This is a genomic window from Burkholderia sp. YHN3-13 (assembly GCF_055810675.1).
The window spans coordinates 308,690-327,210 of the sequence record NZ_JBVVNQ010000005.1 but is presented as its reverse complement, the minus strand read 5'-3'; the positions used below and the strand labels follow the sequence as shown (position 1 = coordinate 327,210).

The window sequence follows — 18,521 nt, the reverse complement described above, 5'->3', positions numbered from 1 at the left end:
CGTCAGTCCGCCAGGTGGGTGCCGCCGAGCGTGTCGGCAAGCCAGTCCACGAAGATCCGCACGCGCGGCGCCAGGTGCCGGCCGTACGGGAACACCACCGACACGGGCAGCGGCCCGGCACGCCATTCCGGCAGCACTTCGACCAGCGAGCCGTCGGCGAGCAGCGGCGCGAGCCCCTCGCGCGGCGCCTGGATCAGCCCGAGGCCCGCGAGGCAGCAGGCGAGATACGCCTGCGAACTGTTGACCGACACGACGCTGTGCATCTTCACCGCGTGCATCTCGCCCGAATCCATGTCCGCGTATTCCCAGTCCAGCTCGCGGCCCGTCCGGCTCGAGAAATAGCCGACCGCGACGTGGTCCGGCAACTCGTCCGGCGAGCGCGGCGTGCCGTGGCGCGCCAGATACGCGGGCGACGCGCAGTTGATCTGCGCCAGCTCGCCGATGCGCCGCGCGACGAGCGACGTGTCGGACAGCACGCCGACGCGTACCGCGCAGTCGATGCCGTCGGCGACGAGATCGACGAAACGGTCGGTCGTGCCGATCACGACGCGCAGGTCGGGGTAGCGCGCGTGGAAATCCGGCAGCGCCGGAATCACCTGGTTCAGCGCGAAGCGTTCGGGCAGGTCGACGCGGATCACGCCGCGCGGCGACGCGCCGGCGTCCTCGAACAGCGTTTCCGCATCGTCGAGATCGGCGAGCAGTTGCACGCAGCGTTCGTAGTAGGTCGCGCCTTCGGCCGTCAGCGCGACGCGCCGCGTCGTGCGTTGCAGCAGGCGGATCTTCAGGTGCTTTTCGAGATACTGGACGGCGTTGCTGACGGTCGGGCGCGGCAGGTGCAACTGCTCGGCCGCTTTCGTGAAGCTACCGAGATGGGCGACGCGCGCGAAGATGCGCATTGCTTGCAGATGGTCCATGCGGGCGGAAGCCTGGGCGGGGAGGAGAACAGGCTCCATTGTTAATCAGCGTCGAATGGTTTGGTGGCGCGTTTCGCGTTTATCGCGCGGCGTCGTGCGCCCAGAATCCGTTCCATCCACTCACCCTTCGGAGGAAACGGACATGGACACGCGTCAACTGGGCCGCACGGGCCCGCAGGTATCGGCGATCGCACTCGGCTGCATGGGTATGTCGGACTTGTACGGGCCGGCCGACCGCGACGAGAGCATCGCCACGCTGCACGCGGCGCTCGACAACGGCATCACGATGCTCGACACCGGCGATTTCTACGGGATGGGCGACAACGAGATGCTGATCCGCGACGCGTCGCGCGGCCGCGCGCGCGACCAGGTGCTGATCAGCGTGAAATTCGGCGCGCTGCGCGATCCGGCCGGCGGGTTTGCCGGCTACGACGCACGGCCCGTCGCGATCCGGAACTTCGTCGCGTATTCGCTGAAGCGGCTCGGTACCGACTACATCGACATCTACCGGCCCGCGCGCGTCGATCCGGCCGTGCCGATCGAGGACACGGTCGGCGCGATCGCCGATCTCGTGAAAGCCGGGTACGTGCGCCATATCGGGCTGTCCGAAGCCGGCGCCGACACGATCCGCCGCGCGGCGGCCGTCGCGCCGATTGCCGACCTGCAGATCGAGTATTCGCTGCTGTCGCGCGGCATCGAAGCCGACATCCTGCCGGCCTGTCGCGCGCTCGGCATCGGCGTGACGGCCTACGGCGTGCTGTCGCGCGGGCTGCTCGGCGGGCGCTGGCGCGCGGCACGGCAGGGCGAGCGCGACTTCCGCGCGGCGAGCCCGCGCTTCCAGGGCGACAACCTCGTACACAACCTCGCGCTCGTCGACGCGCTGCGTGCGATCGCCGACGAGAAGGGCAGCAATCCGGCGCAGGTCGCGATCGCGTGGGCGCTGTCGCGCGGCACCGACATCGTGCCGCTGGTCGGTGCGCGCAAGCGCACGCAGCTGCAGGACGGTTTGCTGGCGACAAAAATGCAACTAACGGTCAATGATGTCGACCGCATCGAAGCGGCGGTACCCGCCGGGTCGGCTGCCGGCGAGCGTTATCCCGCCGCCCAGATGGCCCACCTCGACAGCGAGCACGGACGGGGGTGAGCCAGGGGCCGGCCCGTCCGGCGGGGCCTAGCCAGCCTCAGGCAAAACCAGATGGCGGGCTGCGTGGCGGAGCGGCACCATCGGCGCCGTACTCGACCGGATGGAACCGCCTCCATGCAAATTCATACGCTGACAATCATCGTGCTGGTGTTCCTGCTGGCCGGCGCGGTCAAGGGCATGATCGGGCTCGGGCTGCCGACGATCGCGATGGGGCTGCTGACGCTCGCGATGCCGCCGTCGGCCGCGGCGAGCCTGCTGCTCGTGCCGTCGTTCATCACCAACGTGTGGCAGTTGGGCCTCGGCCCGTCGTTCGGGCCGCTGCTGCGCCGGCTGTGGCCGCTGCTCGCTGGCCTCACGATCGGCACGCTGACGGGCGGGCTGCCCGCGCTCGCGGCCGGCAGCACGTGGACGCACGCGGCGCTCGGTGTCGTGCTGATCCTGTACGGGGTGTGGGGGCTGGCCGCCGCGCGGCTGCCCGCGCCGGGACGCCGCGAGAAATGGCTGTCCGCCGTGGTCGGTTACCTGACGGGCGTCGTGACGGCGGCAACCGGCGTGTTCGTCGTGCCGGCCGTGCCGTATCTGCAGGCGCTGCGGTTGTCGAAGGACGACCTGATCCAGGCGCTCGGGCTGTCGTTTACCGCATCGACGATCGCGCTCGGCCTGCAGTTGCGCGTATCGGGTGCGTTGCAGACGGTCGACCTCGGCGTGTCGGCACTCGCGCTCGTGCCGGCCCTGGCGGGGATGGCCGGCGGGCAGTATGCGCGACGGGTGATGAGCGAAACGGCGTTCAAGCGCTGCTTCTTCGTCGGGCTGATCGCGCTCGGCGCGTATATGGCCGTTGCGGGGTGGCTGTGAACGGGTACCACGCGCCGCGCGTGGGCGCTGCCCCTTGCTGAAGTGCCCGAAGCCGGCTCAAGCGGCCGGCTTCGGGCGCGTTCACGTGGCGCGAATCACACGGTTCAGGCCGGGTCGGCGTACTTCAGCGACCACCCGAACGTGCGCGTCGTGCCCGCGCCGAGTGCGAACGGCTTCGTCGTGCACGCGAAGTTCGAGTGCAGCTGGCCGATCGGTGTCGTCGACAGCGGGTTCGTCGTGCCGTTCGCCGTGTCGAAGGCGGACAGCGCGCAGGTGTCGAACCCCGACGCCGCATAACCGGTCGCGGCGCTGTTGGCGTACGTCACCGACACGCCATCGCCGTTGGCCTGCGTCGATGCGAAATCCGCGAACGACGTGAAGTCCGTCTCGACCGCGAGGTTGCCCGTGAGCGTACCCGAGCTGAGCGTATCGCTGCGCGAGATCGTGCCGTGCGCGAACGTCAGCACCGTATGCACCTGCAGGTCGAGATCCGTCGTGTAGGCGGCGTTCTTCGATGCGAGGCGGAACTTCGTCGTATCGAACGACACGATCACCTGGCCGTTGGCTTGCTGCACGTTCAGGTTCTTGTAGTACGTGACGGGAATGTACGTCTTCGCGTTGTACGTCACCTGCGGCACCAGCAGCGCGTAGCCGAGGTCGGTCGTGCCGTAGATCAGCTTGTCCGAGAACGGTACCGGGTAGTACGGCGTGTACGAGTTGTAGTCGGGCGCCTGGCTCAGGTTCAGGTTGATCACGCGCCGGCCGTCGCGCACGGTGAGCAGCGCGGCGCTGTACGGATGCGCGGCGTCGGTTGGCTGGTTGTACCAGGTCAGCGTATAGCGCGGCAGTGCGTCGAGCCATGCGCCGTAGTCCGCATCGGCCATCGGCGCCTTGCCGCCGAAACCGAGCTTGTTCCACCACGCGTTCACGTACAGGTACTGGTGCAGCAGGCTGAAGTTCTCGCCCATCACGCGCGGCTTGCCGCGATACGCGTCAGTGCCGCGGCCCTTGACCCACATGTTCACCGACGGTGTCGGCAGCGACGGGTCATACCAGTACGTGTCGAAACGATGCGCGGCCTGGTAGATGAACGTGTACGCGACGCGCTTCTCCTGGTCGGTCAGCACGCCGGCGTTGGCGGCGGCCGTCAGCGCTTCCATGAACGCGGAATCGCCGTACGGGCCGATCGAGCGGCCGTAGTTGAAGCCCTGGCCGCTGGCGTTCAGCTGCGGCAGGATCAGGTCGACCGACTTGCGCAGATAGCCCTTCAGTTCGGGCGTGAGATTCGCCACGTTGTCCATCTCGAACGTGCGCTCGACCACTTCGCCAATCAGCAGCGTGCTGTAGCGGTCGAAGCGCGCCTGGTCGTAGTAGGTCGTGTGCGTGTTCGACGCTTCATCGGAGAAGCCGCCGGAAGAATCGTTGCGGATGTGGTTCGTCAGCGTGTACAGCAGCGCATCGCGCGCGCCCATCGCCGCGACGGACGGATCCGTCTTCGACGCGAACGACGGGCTGCTCCAGCCGAGTTTCTGGCGCAGCCCGGCAATGCCGTAGGACACCGCATAGTAATTCTGCGCGGTGTTGAGCGACGCGATGTCGATCGGCGTGCCGGCGGCCGGGCACGTGTTGGTCTTGCCGCTCGCATCGGGGCCGAACATGTCGCAGAAGGTGAGGCGCTGCTGCAGTGTCGAGAGCATCGCGTCGCTGAAGACTTCGTTGAGCATCCCGTGCGCCTTCAGGTTGTTCAGCGCGACGAGATAGTAGTACTCGCCCCACGACGTGTTCGCGTACGTGTAGTTGCCGCCCGACTGCGCCATCATCGCGGTCGTGATCGTCTGGTAGGTCGCGAGGTAGCTCGCATACTGCGGGTCGTTCTTCGACTTCATGTCGATCAGGATGTACGACAGGCCGAGCGCGAGCTTGCCGGGCAGGAATTTGTCGCCGGTGTTCGTGTCGAGCACGTGGACGGGCGTGCCGTCGCCGAGATCCATCACGACCTGCGTGAAGTCGGGCGATTTCCGGATCAGGTCGAACAGCGCGCGCATCTGGCCCATCATCGTGACCGGCACGTTCGTGCCGGCCGGCACGCTGGTGTCGGGCGCGCCGTAGACGAGCGCCTGCAGCGAGTTCGCCGCGAGCGCGGGGGGCGTGGACGTGGACGGGGGCGGCGATGACGGCGGCGTATCGGTCACGTCGTTGCCGCCGCACGCGCTGACGAACACGACGGAAAGGGCGCTGAGCGCGGCGCCGAGCGCGAATCTGCTGCGCGGATGCATTATGTCTCCAGTTTTGAATAGTGATGAAGGACGGGCGGGTGTGGCCGTTGCCGCGCTCGATGCCCGTACCTGACCGTCGCCTTGCAACCCTGATCCCTGAAGGCGGACGGCCTGAATCACAATTCGAGCGCGCAAGCGTTTCCCCTGCGCGGACCGTGGCCGACGTCGCGCCGATGAAGGGGAAAACGTTTTCCAAATTTAGGCATCGCGCGGTGCGATGTCAATGAACTTTCACGTCGGAGGCGCCGGTGAAAACCCGGATGGTGGGAATGACCGGACAGGTGCGCGAATCAGAATTTCGCGAAAATCACGCAAGATATTGCCGATGGGCGAGCGCGTTTCATCCTGGGTGCGGGCGTGGCGTGGCGTGGCGTGGCGTGGCAAACGGCAAGGCTGAACGACGGCACGCTCTCGGCCAGTCATGAGAGAAAACGTTATCCTTAAGGGCCGAAGTGCATCAGGCGGGAAATCGGATCGCCGATCCCGACCGGCAGCGGCTGCCGCGACGGGGTTAAAGCTGTGCCTCGATCGCGGCCTTGTCGATCACCGACCAGACCTGGCGGATCTTGCCGTCATGAAACTCGTAGAACACGTTCTCGGCGAACGTGACCTTGCGGCCGTCGACGGCCAGCCCCATGAACGTTCCTTTCGGCGAACAGGCGAAACGCAGCCGGCACGCGACGCGCGGCGGCTCGCACGCGAGCAGCCGGATCTCGAAGCGGAGATCGGGAATGTCGCGGTAGTCCCGTTCGAGCATCGCGCGGTAACCGGCGAGGCCGAGCGGGCGGTCGTTGTGGATCACGTCGTCGGCCACGTATTCGCCGAGCGCCTGCCAGTCCTGCCGGTTCAGGCAGTCGATATAGGCGCGATAGCGGGTGGCGAGATCGGTGTCGGTCATGGTCATGGCTCCGAGTATCGACGAGACCGCATGCGTCACCGCGACGCTGCCTCGCCGGACAAGAATGCGACGAATTCGCGCGTGTACTTCGGCAGCGCGTCGAACGAGCGCGCGCAGAGCGTCAGTTTCCGGTGACTCCACGGATCGGACAATTCGACGAGTCGCACGTCCATCGTCTGCATCGCGCGCTCGGCCGCATGACGCGACACGATGCCGATGCCCACGCCGCTCGCGATCACGCGGCAGATCGCATCGAAGCTCTTCAACTGCACGCGATAACGGATCCGCTTGCCGAGCGCGCGCGCCTGGTCGGCGAGATGCACCTGCAACGCGCTACCGTCGGTGAGGCCGATGAAATCCTCGCCGGCGATCGCGTCGAACGCGACCTTCTCGTGCGACGCGAGCGGATGCGCGGCCGGCACGACGACGATCAGCCAGTCCTCGCGGAACGGCTTCTGTTCGAGCCCGCCAAGCCCGACCGAATCGGCGACGATGCCGACCTCGGCCGTCTTGTTGCGGATCGCATGCACGATCTCCTGGCTCGAGCGCTCCTCGACGCTGACCGACAGCTTCGGGTGATGCGGCAGGTAATCGGCCAGCGCGTCGGGCAGGTATTCGCTCAACGATGCCGTGTTGCACAGCAGCCGGATATGGCCGCGCAGCCCCTGGCCGTATTGCTGCAGTTCGCCGCGCATGTGGTCGATCTGCTGCAACACGGTGCGCGCATGGTGTTCAAGCGCGCGGCCCGCGTCGGTCGCCTGCGCGCCCGACTTGGTCCGGTGCAGCAGCGGCACGCCGAGCTCGTCCTCCATGCCGCGGATCCGCTCGCTCGCGGCCTGCAGCGTGATGTGCGTGCGCTCCGCGCCGCTCGTGATCGTGCCGGCTTCGCAGATGTTCAGGAAGAGCCGCAGGTCGGTCAGGTCGAAGCGCATGATGGGCGGGGCGTAAGGACGTTGTCGAATGGCCGATAAGTTAGCAGGAACCGCCGCGCCGGTCTCAGGCGCAGCCTGAGGCCCGCTTCGACGGTTCCGCATTTCCGGGGCGCGATCGATGGCCGATCATGGCTGCACATCAACCGGGGAGCCTGTCATGCAGATCGATTCGTCATGGGGCGTGTCGTTCAAGATCGCGCTGCATCTGTTGTTCCTGTGCATCGGCATCGCGTGGGCCTGTGCCGAATTCGTCGGATGGTTGCGTTGAATCGAGTACCTATCGAGATTGATCCTTCATAGTTTTTTGAAACGAAAATTCTTCCGCTTTCCTGCAAAAAGACATCAAGTTTTTCCGAATCGGACCGTATTACCGGTATCGAATGCCGGCCGGCATCCGGTTCGTGATCGTTTGTCATCATTGTTTGCATCCGGTTACACGTCGGCCGTTCCGTTTTTGAGATGCTTGAAAGATTGTCAAACCGGAGTCGGATCGTCCATGAAAACGCGCGAGATTCACCGCAACGCGGCGTGGCTGCCGGGCCTGGCAGCCGCGCTCGTCATGGCCGGTTGTGCAAGTACGCAGTCCGTCCCGCCGAGCGACACGCTCGCGGGCCCCACGTCGAACCAGCCGGCTTCCGCTCCGTCGGCGGCCACGTCCGCCGCGCTGCCGCCGGCGCCGATTCTCGTCGCGCAAAAGTACGTCGTGAAGCGCGGCGACACGCTGACGGGCATCGCGTCCGCGAACGACTGCAGCGTTGCCGACCTGCGCACCTGGAACAAACTGCCCGCGCACGGCAGGCTGCGCATGGGGCAGGTACTGCGCATCGTCAAACAGCAGCCGTTGCCGCCGGCCGGCGCGGCCGGCACGCAAACCGCGGCGGCCAATGGGGCCGCGGGAAGTCAGGCAACGTCGCAGAGCGCCGCGTCGAACGCGAGCGACCGGCAGGTCGTCAAGGAAACGAAACGGCATGCGGGCGGGGTCGCGCTCAAGTGGCCTGCCAACGGCAAGATCGTCGAAGGGTTCCGGCCGGGGCAGAACCGCGGCATCCAGATCGCCGGCCGACCGGGCGACCCGGTGCGCGCCGCGGCCGACGGCCGTGTGATGTATGCGGGCACCGGCCTGAACGATTACGGCAGCCTGATCATCGTCCAGCACAACGCCGATTTCCTGACCGCGTATGCGCACAACCGCAAGCTGCTCGTGAAGACGGGCGACATCGTGCGCCAGGGTGACGCGATCGCCGAGATGGGCGACCTCGACAACTCGCGCGTCGCGCTGCTGTTCGAGGTGCGGCGCGACGGCAAGCCGGTGAATCCGATGCCGTACCTGCCTTCGTCGCAAGGGTGACGCGGGGCCGTTTTGCTGGAACGTGGCGGCGCTCGCTGCTACGCTAGGGGCTGTTCATGCGCGTCCCGCGCATGGCGGGGCCGACGGGCGTCATTCGGGGATGCGCGGCGAATGCCGTCGCGGGCCGGCCGTCGGCCTGAACCGGCGCGCTTCGTCGAAGCGCGCCCGCGTTGCTTCGTGCCACCGTTTCCGACAGAACACACCGCATTCATGGAACATTCTCCGACACGCCGCTCGCTGTTGCTTGCCGCCGTTGCCGCACCGTTCGTCGCCGCGTGCACGTCCGCGCCGGTCGCCGACCAGGGGCGCGCCCATACCGCGCAGGCCGAACTGGCCGCGCTCGAAAAAGCCTCGAACGGCCGGCTCGGCGTCGCCGCGCTCGATACGTCGAATGGCGTGCGCATCGCCCATCACGCGCGCGAACGCTTCCCGCTGTGCGGCACCTACGCGGTCATGGCGGCCGCCGCGATGCTCGCGCGCGGGTCGCTCGATGCGTCGCTGCTGCCGCGCCGCATCCTGTATCGTCGTTATGAAGTCGTGTCGGGCTCGCCGATTACCGAAAGCCGCGTCGACACGGGCATGACGATCGCGCAGCTGTGCGAGGCGATGCTGCAGGCCGGCGACAAGGGGGCGGGGAACCTGCTGATGGGCGTGCTCGGCGGCCCGCAGGCCGTCACGTCGTTCGCGCGCGAGAGCGGCGACACGACGTTCCGCCTCGACCACTGGGAGCCCGAACTGAACCGGGCCGCGCCCGGCGACGAACGCGACACGTCGACGCCGGTCGCGATGGTCGACACGCTGCAGCGATTGCTGCTCGGCGATACGCTGCACGAGCCGCAGCGTACGCAGCTGACGGAATGGATGGCCGGTGGCGCGCGCGGCGCGACCGGCATCGCGGCGGGCGTGCCGCCGGGCTGGCGCGTCGCGGACAAGGCCGCTACGGGCGGCTACGGCACGACGACCGATGTCGCGGTGCTGTGGCCGCCGTCGCGCGCGCCGATCGTGATGGCCGTGTCGTTCACGCAGCAGCGGGCCGACGCGGCGGCCCGCGCGGACGTCGTCGCGTCGGCGGCGCGCATCGCGGCGGGTGCGTTGACCGCGACGGCCTGACCGTCCGGCGTCTCGCGCAACGCGCACGTTTGGCTTATCGTGTCGGTCTGTGCGCGCCGGTGTCGGCGCGCGGCCCTTTCGCGCCGTTTTTCCGTTTCCCGTTCGCCATGCGCCGACTTCCGCCCCTGCACGCGTTGCAGATCTTCTCGACGGTGGCTCGCCACCGCAGCTTCACGCGCGCGGCCGAGCAGCTGTGCATCACGCAGGGCGCGGTGAGCCGGCAGATCCAGACGCTCGAGGCGCACTACGGCTTTCCGCTGTTCAAGCGGCATGCGAAGGGGCTCACGCTGACGGCGGAGGGCGAGCAGCTGCTGCCGGTCGTCAACGAGAGCTTCGCGCGGATCGAGGACATCTCGATGAAGCTCACGCGGCAGCGCACCGATCTCGCGCTGAAGGTGCCGACCTGCGTGATGCGCTGGATGCTGCCGCGCATCATGCGCTTCCAGGGCGAGCACCCCGATCTCCATGTGCAGATCACGACCGCGTGGCAGCACGTCGTCGATTTCTCGACCGAGCCGTTCGATGCGGCGGTCGTCTACGGCACGTCGCCGGGCCCCGGCGTGTTCGCGCTGCCGCTGTTCGACGAACGGCTGACGCCCGTCTGCGCGCCCGAATTGCGGCAGGCGTCGCCGCTCGATACGGTCGGCGATCTCGCGCGCCATACGCTGCTCCATCCGACGCGCGACCATCGTGACTGGCGTGCGTGGCTCGACCATGCGGGCGAGCGCGGCGTCGATCCCGCGCGCGGGCCGACGTTCGACACGCTCGATCTCGCGACGAACGCGGCGATGCAGGGTTTCGGCGTCGCGATCGGCGACGTGACGCTCGTCGACGACGACGTCAGCGCGCGCCGGCTCGAACGGCCGTTCGACATCGTGCTCGAAACCGGCGCGCGCTACTTCTTCGTGTATCCCGAAACCATCGGCAGCCAGCAGAAGATCCGCGCGTTCAGCGACTGGATCGCGCGTCATCGCGACTGACGGGCGGCCACGGCGGCGGGCGCCCGACGGCGGATTTTACTGGTAGGTCACGACGGCGATCATCGGCGCATGATTGCTGCCCGTACGCTCAGGTAAAACGATTGCGCGCGAGGCCTGCGTAAAGGTCGTGGTCTTGATCGTGCGCAGGCTGGCCGCGTCGACGAACGCGACTTGTCCGCTTGCCGGACGCGGGCAGTCGGGGCGCACGTGTGCGTGGGCGACATCGGCCGTATCGAGCGCGAACGAGCAGGGCGGCTCGACGATCATGCCGGAGAAGTGAATGATGCCGGACGTGCCGCCGGCAAAGGACGAGGACGTGGCCAGAAGCGAGCCAGCCAGGACGAACGAGGCGGCGAACAGGCGATGCTTCATGACAGGCTCCAGAGAGGAAGCGCGTCGCAGCGGGGCCGCTCGGGTGGCAGTCCGTCAACGCTGCGATGCTGTATGCGTAAACGGCAAAACCATCGGACCTCTTGAATCGAAAAATGGAAATAAAGGGAATAAGCAAACCGCGCGTTATTCCTTCAATCAATTTATCTCAAATTTGCGCGTCCGCAAGTCGGGGATTCGCCGGTCGCGTACGCTCGCTGGAAGACCATTGGCGGATGGAGGAGCGTGCCGTTGAATCGTTGCGAAGCCAACGAATCGGTAGTTACCCGGTTTTCGGCTCGCCACAAGCAAAACGGCCGCTCTGACGAGCGGCCGTTTTGCATTGACACGACGCGAGCGCGGTGTTCAGCCCGTGCGCTTGCGGATCGCGCCGACGACCACGAGCAGCACGATCGCGCCGATGATGGACGCGATCCAGCCGGCGCCCTGGCCCGGCGCATACCAGCCGGCGGCGCGGCCGACGTAGCCGGCGATCAGCGAGCCGACGACGCCGAGCACGACGGTCATCAGGATACCCATCTTGTCGTCGCCGGGCTTGAGCGCGCGGGCGAGGAGGCCGACGATGAGCCCGACGACCAGGGTTTCGATGAATTGCAGCATGAACGCCTCCCTATTGCGATTGAGCTGTTGATGAAAGGAAATGGACCCGCGTGGCGCGCAAGGGTTCCATGCAACGGCCAGCCGGCGCGTGGCGTGCCGAGTATCGCACGCCGGCGCGTCGCGCGGATGTCAGTTCGCCGGTGTTGCAACCACCGGGTCGAGACGGCGGTAGCCTTCGGTCGCGTTCAGCAGCGTGCGCGTGTAGTCGCGTGCGACCTGTCCTGCCCGCACGTCCTCGACACGGAGCTGTTCGACGATCTCGCCGTGCTGCATGACCGCGACGCGCTGGCACAGGAAGCCGATCACCGCGAGGTTGTGGCTCACGAGGATCATCGTCAGTTGGCGTTCGCGATGCAGGCGGCGCAGCAGGTTCAGGATTTCTGCCTGCACCGACACGTCGAGTGCGGACGTCGGTTCGTCGAGCAGCAGCACGCGCGGTTCGACGATCAACGCACGCGCGATCGCGACGCGCTGCCGCTGGCCGCCCGACAACTGGTGCGGATAGCGAAAACGGAACGCGGGGCCGAGGCCGACCTCGGACAGCGCGCGGGCGATGCGCGCATCGGCGTCGCCGATCGCATGGATCGACAGCGGCTCGCGCAACGTCTGGTCGACCGTGAAGCGCGGATGCAGCGACGCGTACGGATCCTGGAACACCATCTGCACGTGGCGGCGGAACGCGCGATCGGGCGTGCCGCCGACCGGCCGTCCGTCGATCGACAGGCTGCCGGACGCGAGCGGCACCAGGCCCGTCAGCGCACGCAACAGCGTCGACTTGCCGGAACCCGATTCGCCGACGAGCCCGAACACTTCGCCGTCGCGCACCGCGAAGCTCGCGTCGCGCACGGCGTCGACGTGACCCGTGCGGGTCGGGAAACGGATCGATGCGTGATCGACGTCGATCATCGTGCTGCCTCCTGTCGGCCGGCGGGCTCGAGCCACGCCGGATCGCGGCGCAGCACGGGCAGTTCGTCGGGCGGGTTTGCGAGCGGCGGGGTCGCCGCGAGCAGCCCGCGCGTGTAGGGATGCGATGCGTCGCGCAGGTCGCGCGCGGCGCAGGTCTCGACCACGCGGCCCGCATACATCACCGCGACGCGGTCGCAGAACGACATCACGAGCGGCAGGTCGTGGCTGATGAACATCAGGCCCGTGCCGTGGCGCGCGATCATCGCGTCGAGCACCGCGAGCACCTGCATCGACACCGCGACGTCGAGCGCGGACGTCGGTTCGTCGGCGATCAGCAGGCGCGGGCCGGTCGACACCATCATCGCGATCATCACGCGCTGGCCCATGCCGCCCGACAATTCATGCGGATACGCATCGGCGACGCGCGCCGGGTCGCGGATCTGCACGGCGGAGAGCGCGTCGACGATCCGTTCGCGCAGCGCGCGGCCGCGCAGCCCGGGCTCGTGCAGACGAAACGCTTCGCCCATCTGCTTCGCGACTGTCATCACCGGGTTCAGCGAATACTTCGGGTCCTGCAGGATCATGCCCATCTGGCTGCCGCACAGCCGCCGGCGCTCGCGCGGCGACATCGCGAGCAGGTCGTGGCCCGCGAAGCGCATCGTGCGCGCCGACCAGCGGGCGGCGTCGGGCAGCAGGCCGAGCAGCGCGCGGCCCGTCAGCGACTTGCCGGAGCCCGATTCGCCGACGATGCCGAGCCGTTCGCCGGGCGCGAGCGTCAGCGACAGGTCGCGCACGGCGTCGGTGACGACGCCGTCGTGGCCGCGAAAGCCGATCTTCAGCCCGTCGATCTCGCAGAGTGGGGCGGGCGCGGGGGCGGTATTCGTCGGCATGTCATGCTCCATGGCGGGGATCGAAGACGTCGCGCAGCCCGTCGCCGAGCAGGTTGAACGCGAGGCTCACGAGCAGGATCGCGATGCCGGGCAGCGTCGCGACCCACCACGCGTCGAGCAGCACGTTGCGGCCCGATGCGACCATGAAGCCCCATTCGGGGCTCGGCGGTTGCGCGCCCAGGCCGAGAAAGCCGAGGCCCGCGACGGTCAGGATGATGCCGGCCATGTCGAGCGTCGCGCGCACGATCACCGACGACATGCACAGCGGCATGATGTAGCGCAGCAGGATGCGCGGGCCCGACGCGCCCTGCAGCCGCGCGGCGTGGATGTAGTCGGCTTGCGCGATGCGGATCGTCTCCGCGCGCGCGAGCCGCGCATACGCGGGCCACGCGGTGATCGAGATCGCGACGACCGCGTTGATCACGCCGGGCCCGAGCGCGGCCGCGAACGCGAGTGCGAGCACGATCTTCGGGAACGCGAGCGCGATGTCGGTGATGCGCATCAGCACGCTGTCGACGAAGCCGCCGCAATAGCCGGCCGTGGTGCCGATCAGGAGGCCGATCGGCACCACGATCACGACGACGAGCAGCGCGATGCCGAGCGTGAGGCGCGAGCCGGCGATCAGCCGCGAAAGGATGTCGCGGCCGAGCTGGTCGGTGCCGAACCAGTGCGACGGCGAGCCGGGCGGCAGCAGCCGGTCGGACAGCACCTGGCGCAGTGGGTCGTGCGGCATGATCAGCGGGCCGATGATCGCGACGACGATCAGCGCGACGAGGATCGCGAGCCCGAACAGGTTGAGCGGATTGGTGGCGAACCGGCGCCAGCGTCGGTACGCGAGGCCGAGTGCGGCCTGCGAGCGCGACGCGGGCGCATCGGACAGCAGCCACGCGCGCGGCGTGAGGCGCTCGGTGTTCATGATTGGACGACCTTCGGCATCGGCGATGAAAGAAGCGGGGGGAAAGCGGTCATGTCGGCGTAGCCCTCAGCGCGCACGCGGATCGAACACGCGGTAGAGCGCGTCGGTCAGCAGGTTGACGGTGATGAACATCGCGCCGATCACGAGCGTCGCGCCGAGCACCGCGTTCATGTCGGCGTTCAACAGCGCGCCGGTCAAGTACGAACCGAGCCCCGGCCACGCGAACACGATCTCGGTCAGCACCGAGCCTTCGAGCAGGTTGCTGTACGTAAGCGCGATCACGGTCAGCAGCGGCACCGCGATGTTGCCGAACGCATGCCGCCAGATCACGCGCCGTTCCGACAAGCCCTTCGCGCGCGCGGTGACGATGTATTCCTGGCTCAACTGGTCGAGCATGAACGAGCGCGTCATGCGGCTGAGATACGCGACCGAGTAGTAGCCGAGGATCGCGGCCGGCAGCGCGATGTGCGACACCGCGTTGCGGAACACGTCCCACTCGCCGGCGAGAGCGGCGTCGATCAGCAGGCTGCCCGTGCGCGGGTCGACCATCCCGTCGTACACGGGGTCGAGCCGGCCGGGCCCGCCGACCCAGTGCAGCCGTGCGTAGAACAGCAGCAGCCCCATCAGCCCGAGCCAGAACACGGGCACCGAATTGCCGATCAGCCCGACGAAGCGCGCGATGTGATCGATCGGCCGGTTGTGCTTCACGGCGGCCGCGACACCGAGCGGCACGCCGATCGCGATGCCGATCAGCGTGGCGATCGTCGCGAGTTCGAGCGTGGCCGGGAACACGCGCCGGATGTCGTCGAGCACCGGGTTCGCGGTCAGCAGCGACACGCCGAGATTGCCGTGCAGCACGTCGCGCACGTAAATCATGAATTGCGTGGCGAGCGGCTTGTCGAGCCCGAGCGCGATGCGTTCGGCCGCGTATGCGTCGGCCGACGCGCGATCGCCGAGGATCGCGAGCACGGGATCGATCGGCACCTTGCGGCCGATCACGAACGTCAGCGCGAGCAGCCCCGCGAACGTGACGGCGAGCGTGAGCGCCCAGCGCAGCACGCGCAGCGCCCAGCGCACGGCCGGGCGACGCGCGGGCAGCGTGCGCAGTGCTTCGAGTGAGGAGGCGGGAGTCGACATGCGGCGAATCTTATTGCTTCTTCAGGTTGCGGTACGACACGAGATCGTTGATCGGCCCGACCTCGAGCCCGCTCACGCCGGGCCGTGTCGCGACCTGCGCGACTTTCTCGAACATGATCACGAACGGCGAGTGCGCGAGCACTTCCTTCTGCATCGCCTGATACCGCTGCGCGCGTTTCGCGGCGGTCGGCTCGGCGAGCGCGGTGTCGGTCTCCTTCGTCAGTTGCGGGATGTCCCAGCTGTTGCGCCAGGCCAGCATTTTATAGCTCGACTTGTCGGAGTTGTCCGGATTCCACGCGAAACCCTGCGCGTTGCTGTGCGGATCGATGTAGTCGGCCGACCATTCGCCGATGTAGATGTCGTGCTGGCGCGCGCGGTATTTCGCGAGCGTCTGCTTGTTGTCGCCGGGGATCAGCTGCACCTTGATGCCCGCCTGCGCGAAGTTCGCCTGCACCGCCTGCGCGATTTCCGTGTACGGATAGTCGTTGCGCACGTCCATCGTCACCGAAAAGCCGTCGGGCACGCCGGCCTTCGCGAGCAGCGCCTTCGCCTTCGCGACGTCGAGCTTGTAGGGGTTCGCGTTCAACGTGCCGAGGAAGCCTTCGGGCAGGAAGGTCTGGTGCACCTTGTAGGTCGTCTTCACGACGTTGCCCTGGATGCCCGCATAGTCGACGAGCCATTTCAGCGCTTCCTGCACGTCGGGCTTCGCGAGCGTCGGGTTCTTCGTGTTCAGGCCGAGATACAGCAGCGTCGCCTGCGGCGAAGCCGATACCTTCGCCTTGCCCGATTTCACGACCGACGCCAGATCGTCGGGGCTCAGGTCGCGCGCCGCGTCGACGTCGCCGTTTTCGAGCAGCAGGCGCTGGCTCGCGGCCTCGGGCACGTGGCGCAGCACGATGCGTTTCATCGCGAGCGGCAACCGGTAGCCGTCGAAGCGCTGCAGCACGAGGCTGTCGCCGGCCGTCCACTTGACCAGCCTGTACGCGCCGGAGCCGGCTTCGTTGGTCTTCAGCCACGCATTGCCGAAGTCGTTGCCTTGCTGATGCGACAGCAGCAGCTTCTTGTCCAGCACCGACGCGGGCCACGAGCCGAGCACGTTCAGCACGAACGTCGGCGCGTACTTGCGGTCGGTGGTGACGGCAATCGTCTGGTCGTCGAGCTTCTTCACGTTCGCGACGACGTTCGTCTTCGTCAGGCCGATGCCGGTCAGCACGGCGGCCGGGCCCTTGTCGAGCAGCACCGCGCGCTGGATCGACCAGGCGACGTCGTCGGCCGTCAGCGGATTGCCCGAGTGGAACTTGAGGCCCGGGCGCAGCTTGAACGTATAGGTCAGGCCGTCGGTGCTCACCGTCCACGACTGCGCGACGTCGCCGTTGAATTTCGACGGATCGCGCAGGTCGACGCGCACGAGTCGGTCATAGGTATTCGCGACGTATTCCTCCGGCACCAGTTCGTAGATCTCGCCCGGGTCGAGCGTCGTGAATTCGTCGAGCAGCGTGGCCATCACGAACATGTCCTTCGGTGTTTCCGCATGCGCGGCGCAAAGCGGAACGGCGGCGAGAACGGCCGCGGCGGCCAGCGCCGCGACGAGTCGGGATGTCGGGAATTTCATGGGCGCTCCATCTGTCGTTGAAGTCGTTGAACGTGAACGGTGAGGGGGACGTGCATCGTCGTTACATCAGGCGCCACGGGCCGCTTGCCGCGTCGTCGATCTGCGGCAGCGCGTGCGAGCCGGGCAGTTCGTAGTGCCACCATTCGCTGTCGATGTGCGCGAAGCCGGCCGCGTGCATCACGCCGAGCAGCAGCAGGCGGTTGCGTTGCACGGCTTCAGGCAGCCCGGCGTGGAAGTGACCCGACGCGGCGACCATCTCGTCGAAACCGGTACCCATGTCGAGCGGCTCGCCGTTCGCGGCGACGAGCGTCAGGTCGAGTGCGGTGCCGCGGCTGTGATTCGAGCCGCGGCCGAGATCGGCGATGAAGTTCGGGTCGGGCAGGAAATCCCACAGGACCTGCTGCGCCTGCGGCGGCCGGTACGCGTCGTAGACGCGCAGCGTGAAGCCGGCTTGCGCCGCGATGTCGACCGCCCGCCGCAACGCGGCCTCGGCCGGCGCCAGCAGCAGGCAGTGCGCTTGGCGGTAGATCGGCTTGCCGGTCAGGTTGCGGTCGGTCGCGTAGACGAGATCGATGTCGACGCGATGCGTGGCGGGCGTGATTTCGACGAGGCGGTGATCGTTCATCGGCAGGGCGGTCTCGCTCAGGATTCGAATTGGTCGAACGTGCGCTGCAGTTCGCGGTTGCGTTCGACGCGGCGGTCGATCGCGGGGCCGAGGCGGTCGACCACGGCCGTGATCAGCAGGTTGAACAGGCAGGTGAGCGGCGCGAGCGAATCCCAGAACTGGCCGACATCGGTCTTCACCTGCAGCAGGTCGGACGGCCAGTCGCGCGCCCACGGGCACGACAGGTCGGTGACCAGCGCGAACGGCTGCCCGCGCTCGGCGGCCGCCTGGCAATAGCGGCGCGCGCCGCGCGAATACGCACGCGTATCGGTAACGATGCAGTACGGCCGCTCGAATTCGGAGTTCAGCGAATCGACGTACGAGCCCGACTGGCCATCGGAATAGAACACGCGCGGGCGCAGGTATTCGAGGTAGCTGCTGAAGGCGTTGCTGATGCCGCGCGTCGACTGGATGCCGAGGATGAACACCGCGTCGGCCTGTGCGATCCGGTCGGCGACCTGCGCGAACACCGGGCCTTCGGCGAGCCGGTACACGTGGCGGATCGCATCGAGCTCGCGTTCGAGCGACAACGCGAGCGCGCGTTCGCCGCGGCGGGCGCCGTCGTTGCCGCCGACATCGCCGTCGACCGAGTGCGTGCCCACCGTGCGGCGGTATTCGTCGAGCCGGTCGGTGATCATCCACGGACGATCGCTGCCGCCGCGCAGCTCGCGCTTCAGGTCGTCGAGATTGCGGTAGCCCACGCTGCGCAGGAAGCGCCCGACCGAGATGCCGCTGGTGCCGGCCTGCTGCGCGATCTGGTCGGCAGTCTCGAGCCCCAGACGGTCGAGGTTCGCGAGCATGTAGCTCGCGATGCGCTTGGCGGTCGGTGTCAGCTCCGCGTAGCGGGATTCGACGGTACGGGCGAACGCGCAAGTCATCGGCTGTTAGATCGTTGTCGTTTGGTGATCGAATGTCATCTATCTGACAAAGCCAAAATCATTCGCGCCAG

General features: G+C 67.5%; 18 protein-coding genes. 5 read left to right on the top strand and 13 right to left on the bottom strand.

Annotated features, from left to right (window positions below):
• Window positions 1-2 precede the first annotated feature (2 nt).
• Window positions 3-914 carry a LysR family transcriptional regulator gene (locus AC0KUR_RS15420; protein ID WP_034187947.1) on the bottom strand — a complete coding sequence of 304 codons (912 nt, stop codon included), beginning with the start codon at window positions 912-914 and terminating at the stop codon, window positions 3-5.
• A gap of 142 nt (window positions 915-1,056) precedes the next feature.
• On the opposite strand from AC0KUR_RS15420, the gene AC0KUR_RS15415 reads away from it, so the two are divergent.
• Both AC0KUR_RS15415 and AC0KUR_RS15410 read left to right on the top strand, forming a co-directional pair.
• Window positions 1,057-2,058, top strand: a complete 1,002-nt coding sequence (locus AC0KUR_RS15415) for an aldo/keto reductase (RefSeq protein ID WP_473376128.1) — start codon at window positions 1,057-1,059, stop codon at window positions 2,056-2,058.
• Between the two features lie 114 nt (window positions 2,059-2,172).
• Window positions 2,173-2,913: a sulfite exporter TauE/SafE family protein gene (locus AC0KUR_RS15410; protein WP_034187945.1), complete on the top strand. Its 741-nt coding sequence runs from the start codon at window positions 2,173-2,175 to the stop codon at window positions 2,911-2,913.
• 104 nt (window positions 2,914-3,017) lie between these two features.
• Here the strand turns inward: AC0KUR_RS15410 and AC0KUR_RS15405 are convergent, their stop codons facing one another.
• The 3 genes from AC0KUR_RS15405 to AC0KUR_RS15395 form a co-directional block, all read right to left on the bottom strand.
• Window positions 3,018-5,189, bottom strand: coding sequence for a hypothetical protein (locus AC0KUR_RS15405; protein ID WP_473376127.1), 2,172 nt, complete (start codon window positions 5,187-5,189; stop codon window positions 3,018-3,020).
• Window positions 5,190-5,700: 511 nt separating this feature from the next.
• Window positions 5,701-6,087: an ester cyclase gene (locus AC0KUR_RS15400; protein WP_059556718.1), complete on the bottom strand. Its 387-nt coding sequence runs from the start codon at window positions 6,085-6,087 to the stop codon at window positions 5,701-5,703.
• Between the two features lie 35 nt (window positions 6,088-6,122).
• On the bottom strand, window positions 6,123-7,019 hold the full coding sequence (locus tag AC0KUR_RS15395; RefSeq protein ID WP_034187943.1) for a LysR substrate-binding domain-containing protein: 897 nt from the start codon (window positions 7,017-7,019) through the stop codon (window positions 6,123-6,125).
• 496 nt (window positions 7,020-7,515) lie between these two features.
• Between AC0KUR_RS15395 and AC0KUR_RS15390 the strand changes: the two genes are divergently transcribed.
• The 3 genes from AC0KUR_RS15390 to AC0KUR_RS15380 all read left to right on the top strand — a co-directional run bounded on the left by AC0KUR_RS15390 (window position 7,516) and on the right by AC0KUR_RS15380 (window position 10,457).
• Window positions 7,516-8,367 (top strand): peptidoglycan DD-metalloendopeptidase family protein, encoded by an 852-nt coding sequence (locus AC0KUR_RS15390; protein WP_343727211.1) that lies wholly within the window; start codon window positions 7,516-7,518, stop codon window positions 8,365-8,367.
• Between the two features lie 210 nt (window positions 8,368-8,577).
• Window positions 8,578-9,477: a class A beta-lactamase gene (gene bla / locus AC0KUR_RS15385; RefSeq protein WP_034187941.1), complete on the top strand. Its 900-nt coding sequence runs from the start codon at window positions 8,578-8,580 to the stop codon at window positions 9,475-9,477.
• A 107-nt stretch (window positions 9,478-9,584) separates the two neighbouring features.
• A complete protein-coding gene (locus tag AC0KUR_RS15380; protein ID WP_034187999.1) occupies window positions 9,585-10,457 on the top strand; it encodes a LysR substrate-binding domain-containing protein in 873 nt (290 codons plus the stop codon).
• A gap of 36 nt (window positions 10,458-10,493) precedes the next feature.
• Here the strand turns inward: AC0KUR_RS15380 and AC0KUR_RS15375 are convergent, their stop codons facing one another.
• The 9 genes from AC0KUR_RS15375 to sapR form a co-directional block, all read right to left on the bottom strand.
• The gene (locus tag AC0KUR_RS15375; protein ID WP_034187940.1) at window positions 10,494-10,829 is read right to left on the bottom strand and encodes a type 1 fimbrial protein; all 336 of its coding nucleotides are present in this window, start codon (window positions 10,827-10,829) and stop codon (window positions 10,494-10,496) included.
• 363 nt (window positions 10,830-11,192) lie between these two features.
• On the bottom strand, window positions 11,193-11,447 hold the full coding sequence (locus AC0KUR_RS15370) for a GlsB/YeaQ/YmgE family stress response membrane protein (protein ID WP_034187939.1): 255 nt from the start codon (window positions 11,445-11,447) through the stop codon (window positions 11,193-11,195).
• Between the two features lie 129 nt (window positions 11,448-11,576).
• Window positions 11,577-12,353 carry an ABC transporter ATP-binding protein gene (locus AC0KUR_RS15365; protein WP_034187938.1) on the bottom strand — a complete coding sequence of 259 codons (777 nt, stop codon included), beginning with the start codon at window positions 12,351-12,353 and terminating at the stop codon, window positions 11,577-11,579.
• A complete protein-coding gene (locus AC0KUR_RS15360) occupies window positions 12,350-13,243 on the bottom strand; it encodes an ABC transporter ATP-binding protein (RefSeq protein ID WP_059556662.1) in 894 nt (297 codons plus the stop codon). The genes AC0KUR_RS15365 and AC0KUR_RS15360 overlap by 4 nt, the downstream gene beginning before the upstream one ends.
• A gap of 1 nt (window position 13,244) precedes the next feature.
• Entirely contained in the window at window positions 13,245-14,159 is a 915-nt protein-coding gene (nikC, locus tag AC0KUR_RS15355; RefSeq protein ID WP_034187936.1) for a nickel transporter permease, read from the bottom strand.
• 66 nt (window positions 14,160-14,225) lie between these two features.
• On the bottom strand, window positions 14,226-15,296 hold the full coding sequence (locus tag AC0KUR_RS15350) for an ABC transporter permease (RefSeq protein WP_034187935.1): 1,071 nt from the start codon (window positions 15,294-15,296) through the stop codon (window positions 14,226-14,228).
• A 10-nt stretch (window positions 15,297-15,306) separates the two neighbouring features.
• Entirely contained in the window at window positions 15,307-16,908 is a 1,602-nt protein-coding gene (locus AC0KUR_RS15345) for an ABC transporter substrate-binding protein (RefSeq protein ID WP_473376126.1), read from the bottom strand.
• 61 nt (window positions 16,909-16,969) lie between these two features.
• Window positions 16,970-17,533 carry a D-alanyl-D-alanine dipeptidase gene (gene ddpX, locus AC0KUR_RS15340; protein ID WP_301741032.1) on the bottom strand — a complete coding sequence of 188 codons (564 nt, stop codon included), beginning with the start codon at window positions 17,531-17,533 and terminating at the stop codon, window positions 16,970-16,972.
• A 17-nt stretch (window positions 17,534-17,550) separates the two neighbouring features.
• Window positions 17,551-18,450 carry a sap1 transcriptional regulator SapR gene (gene sapR, locus AC0KUR_RS15335; protein ID WP_069704642.1) on the bottom strand — a complete coding sequence of 300 codons (900 nt, stop codon included), beginning with the start codon at window positions 18,448-18,450 and terminating at the stop codon, window positions 17,551-17,553.
• Window positions 18,451-18,521 lie beyond the last annotated feature (71 nt).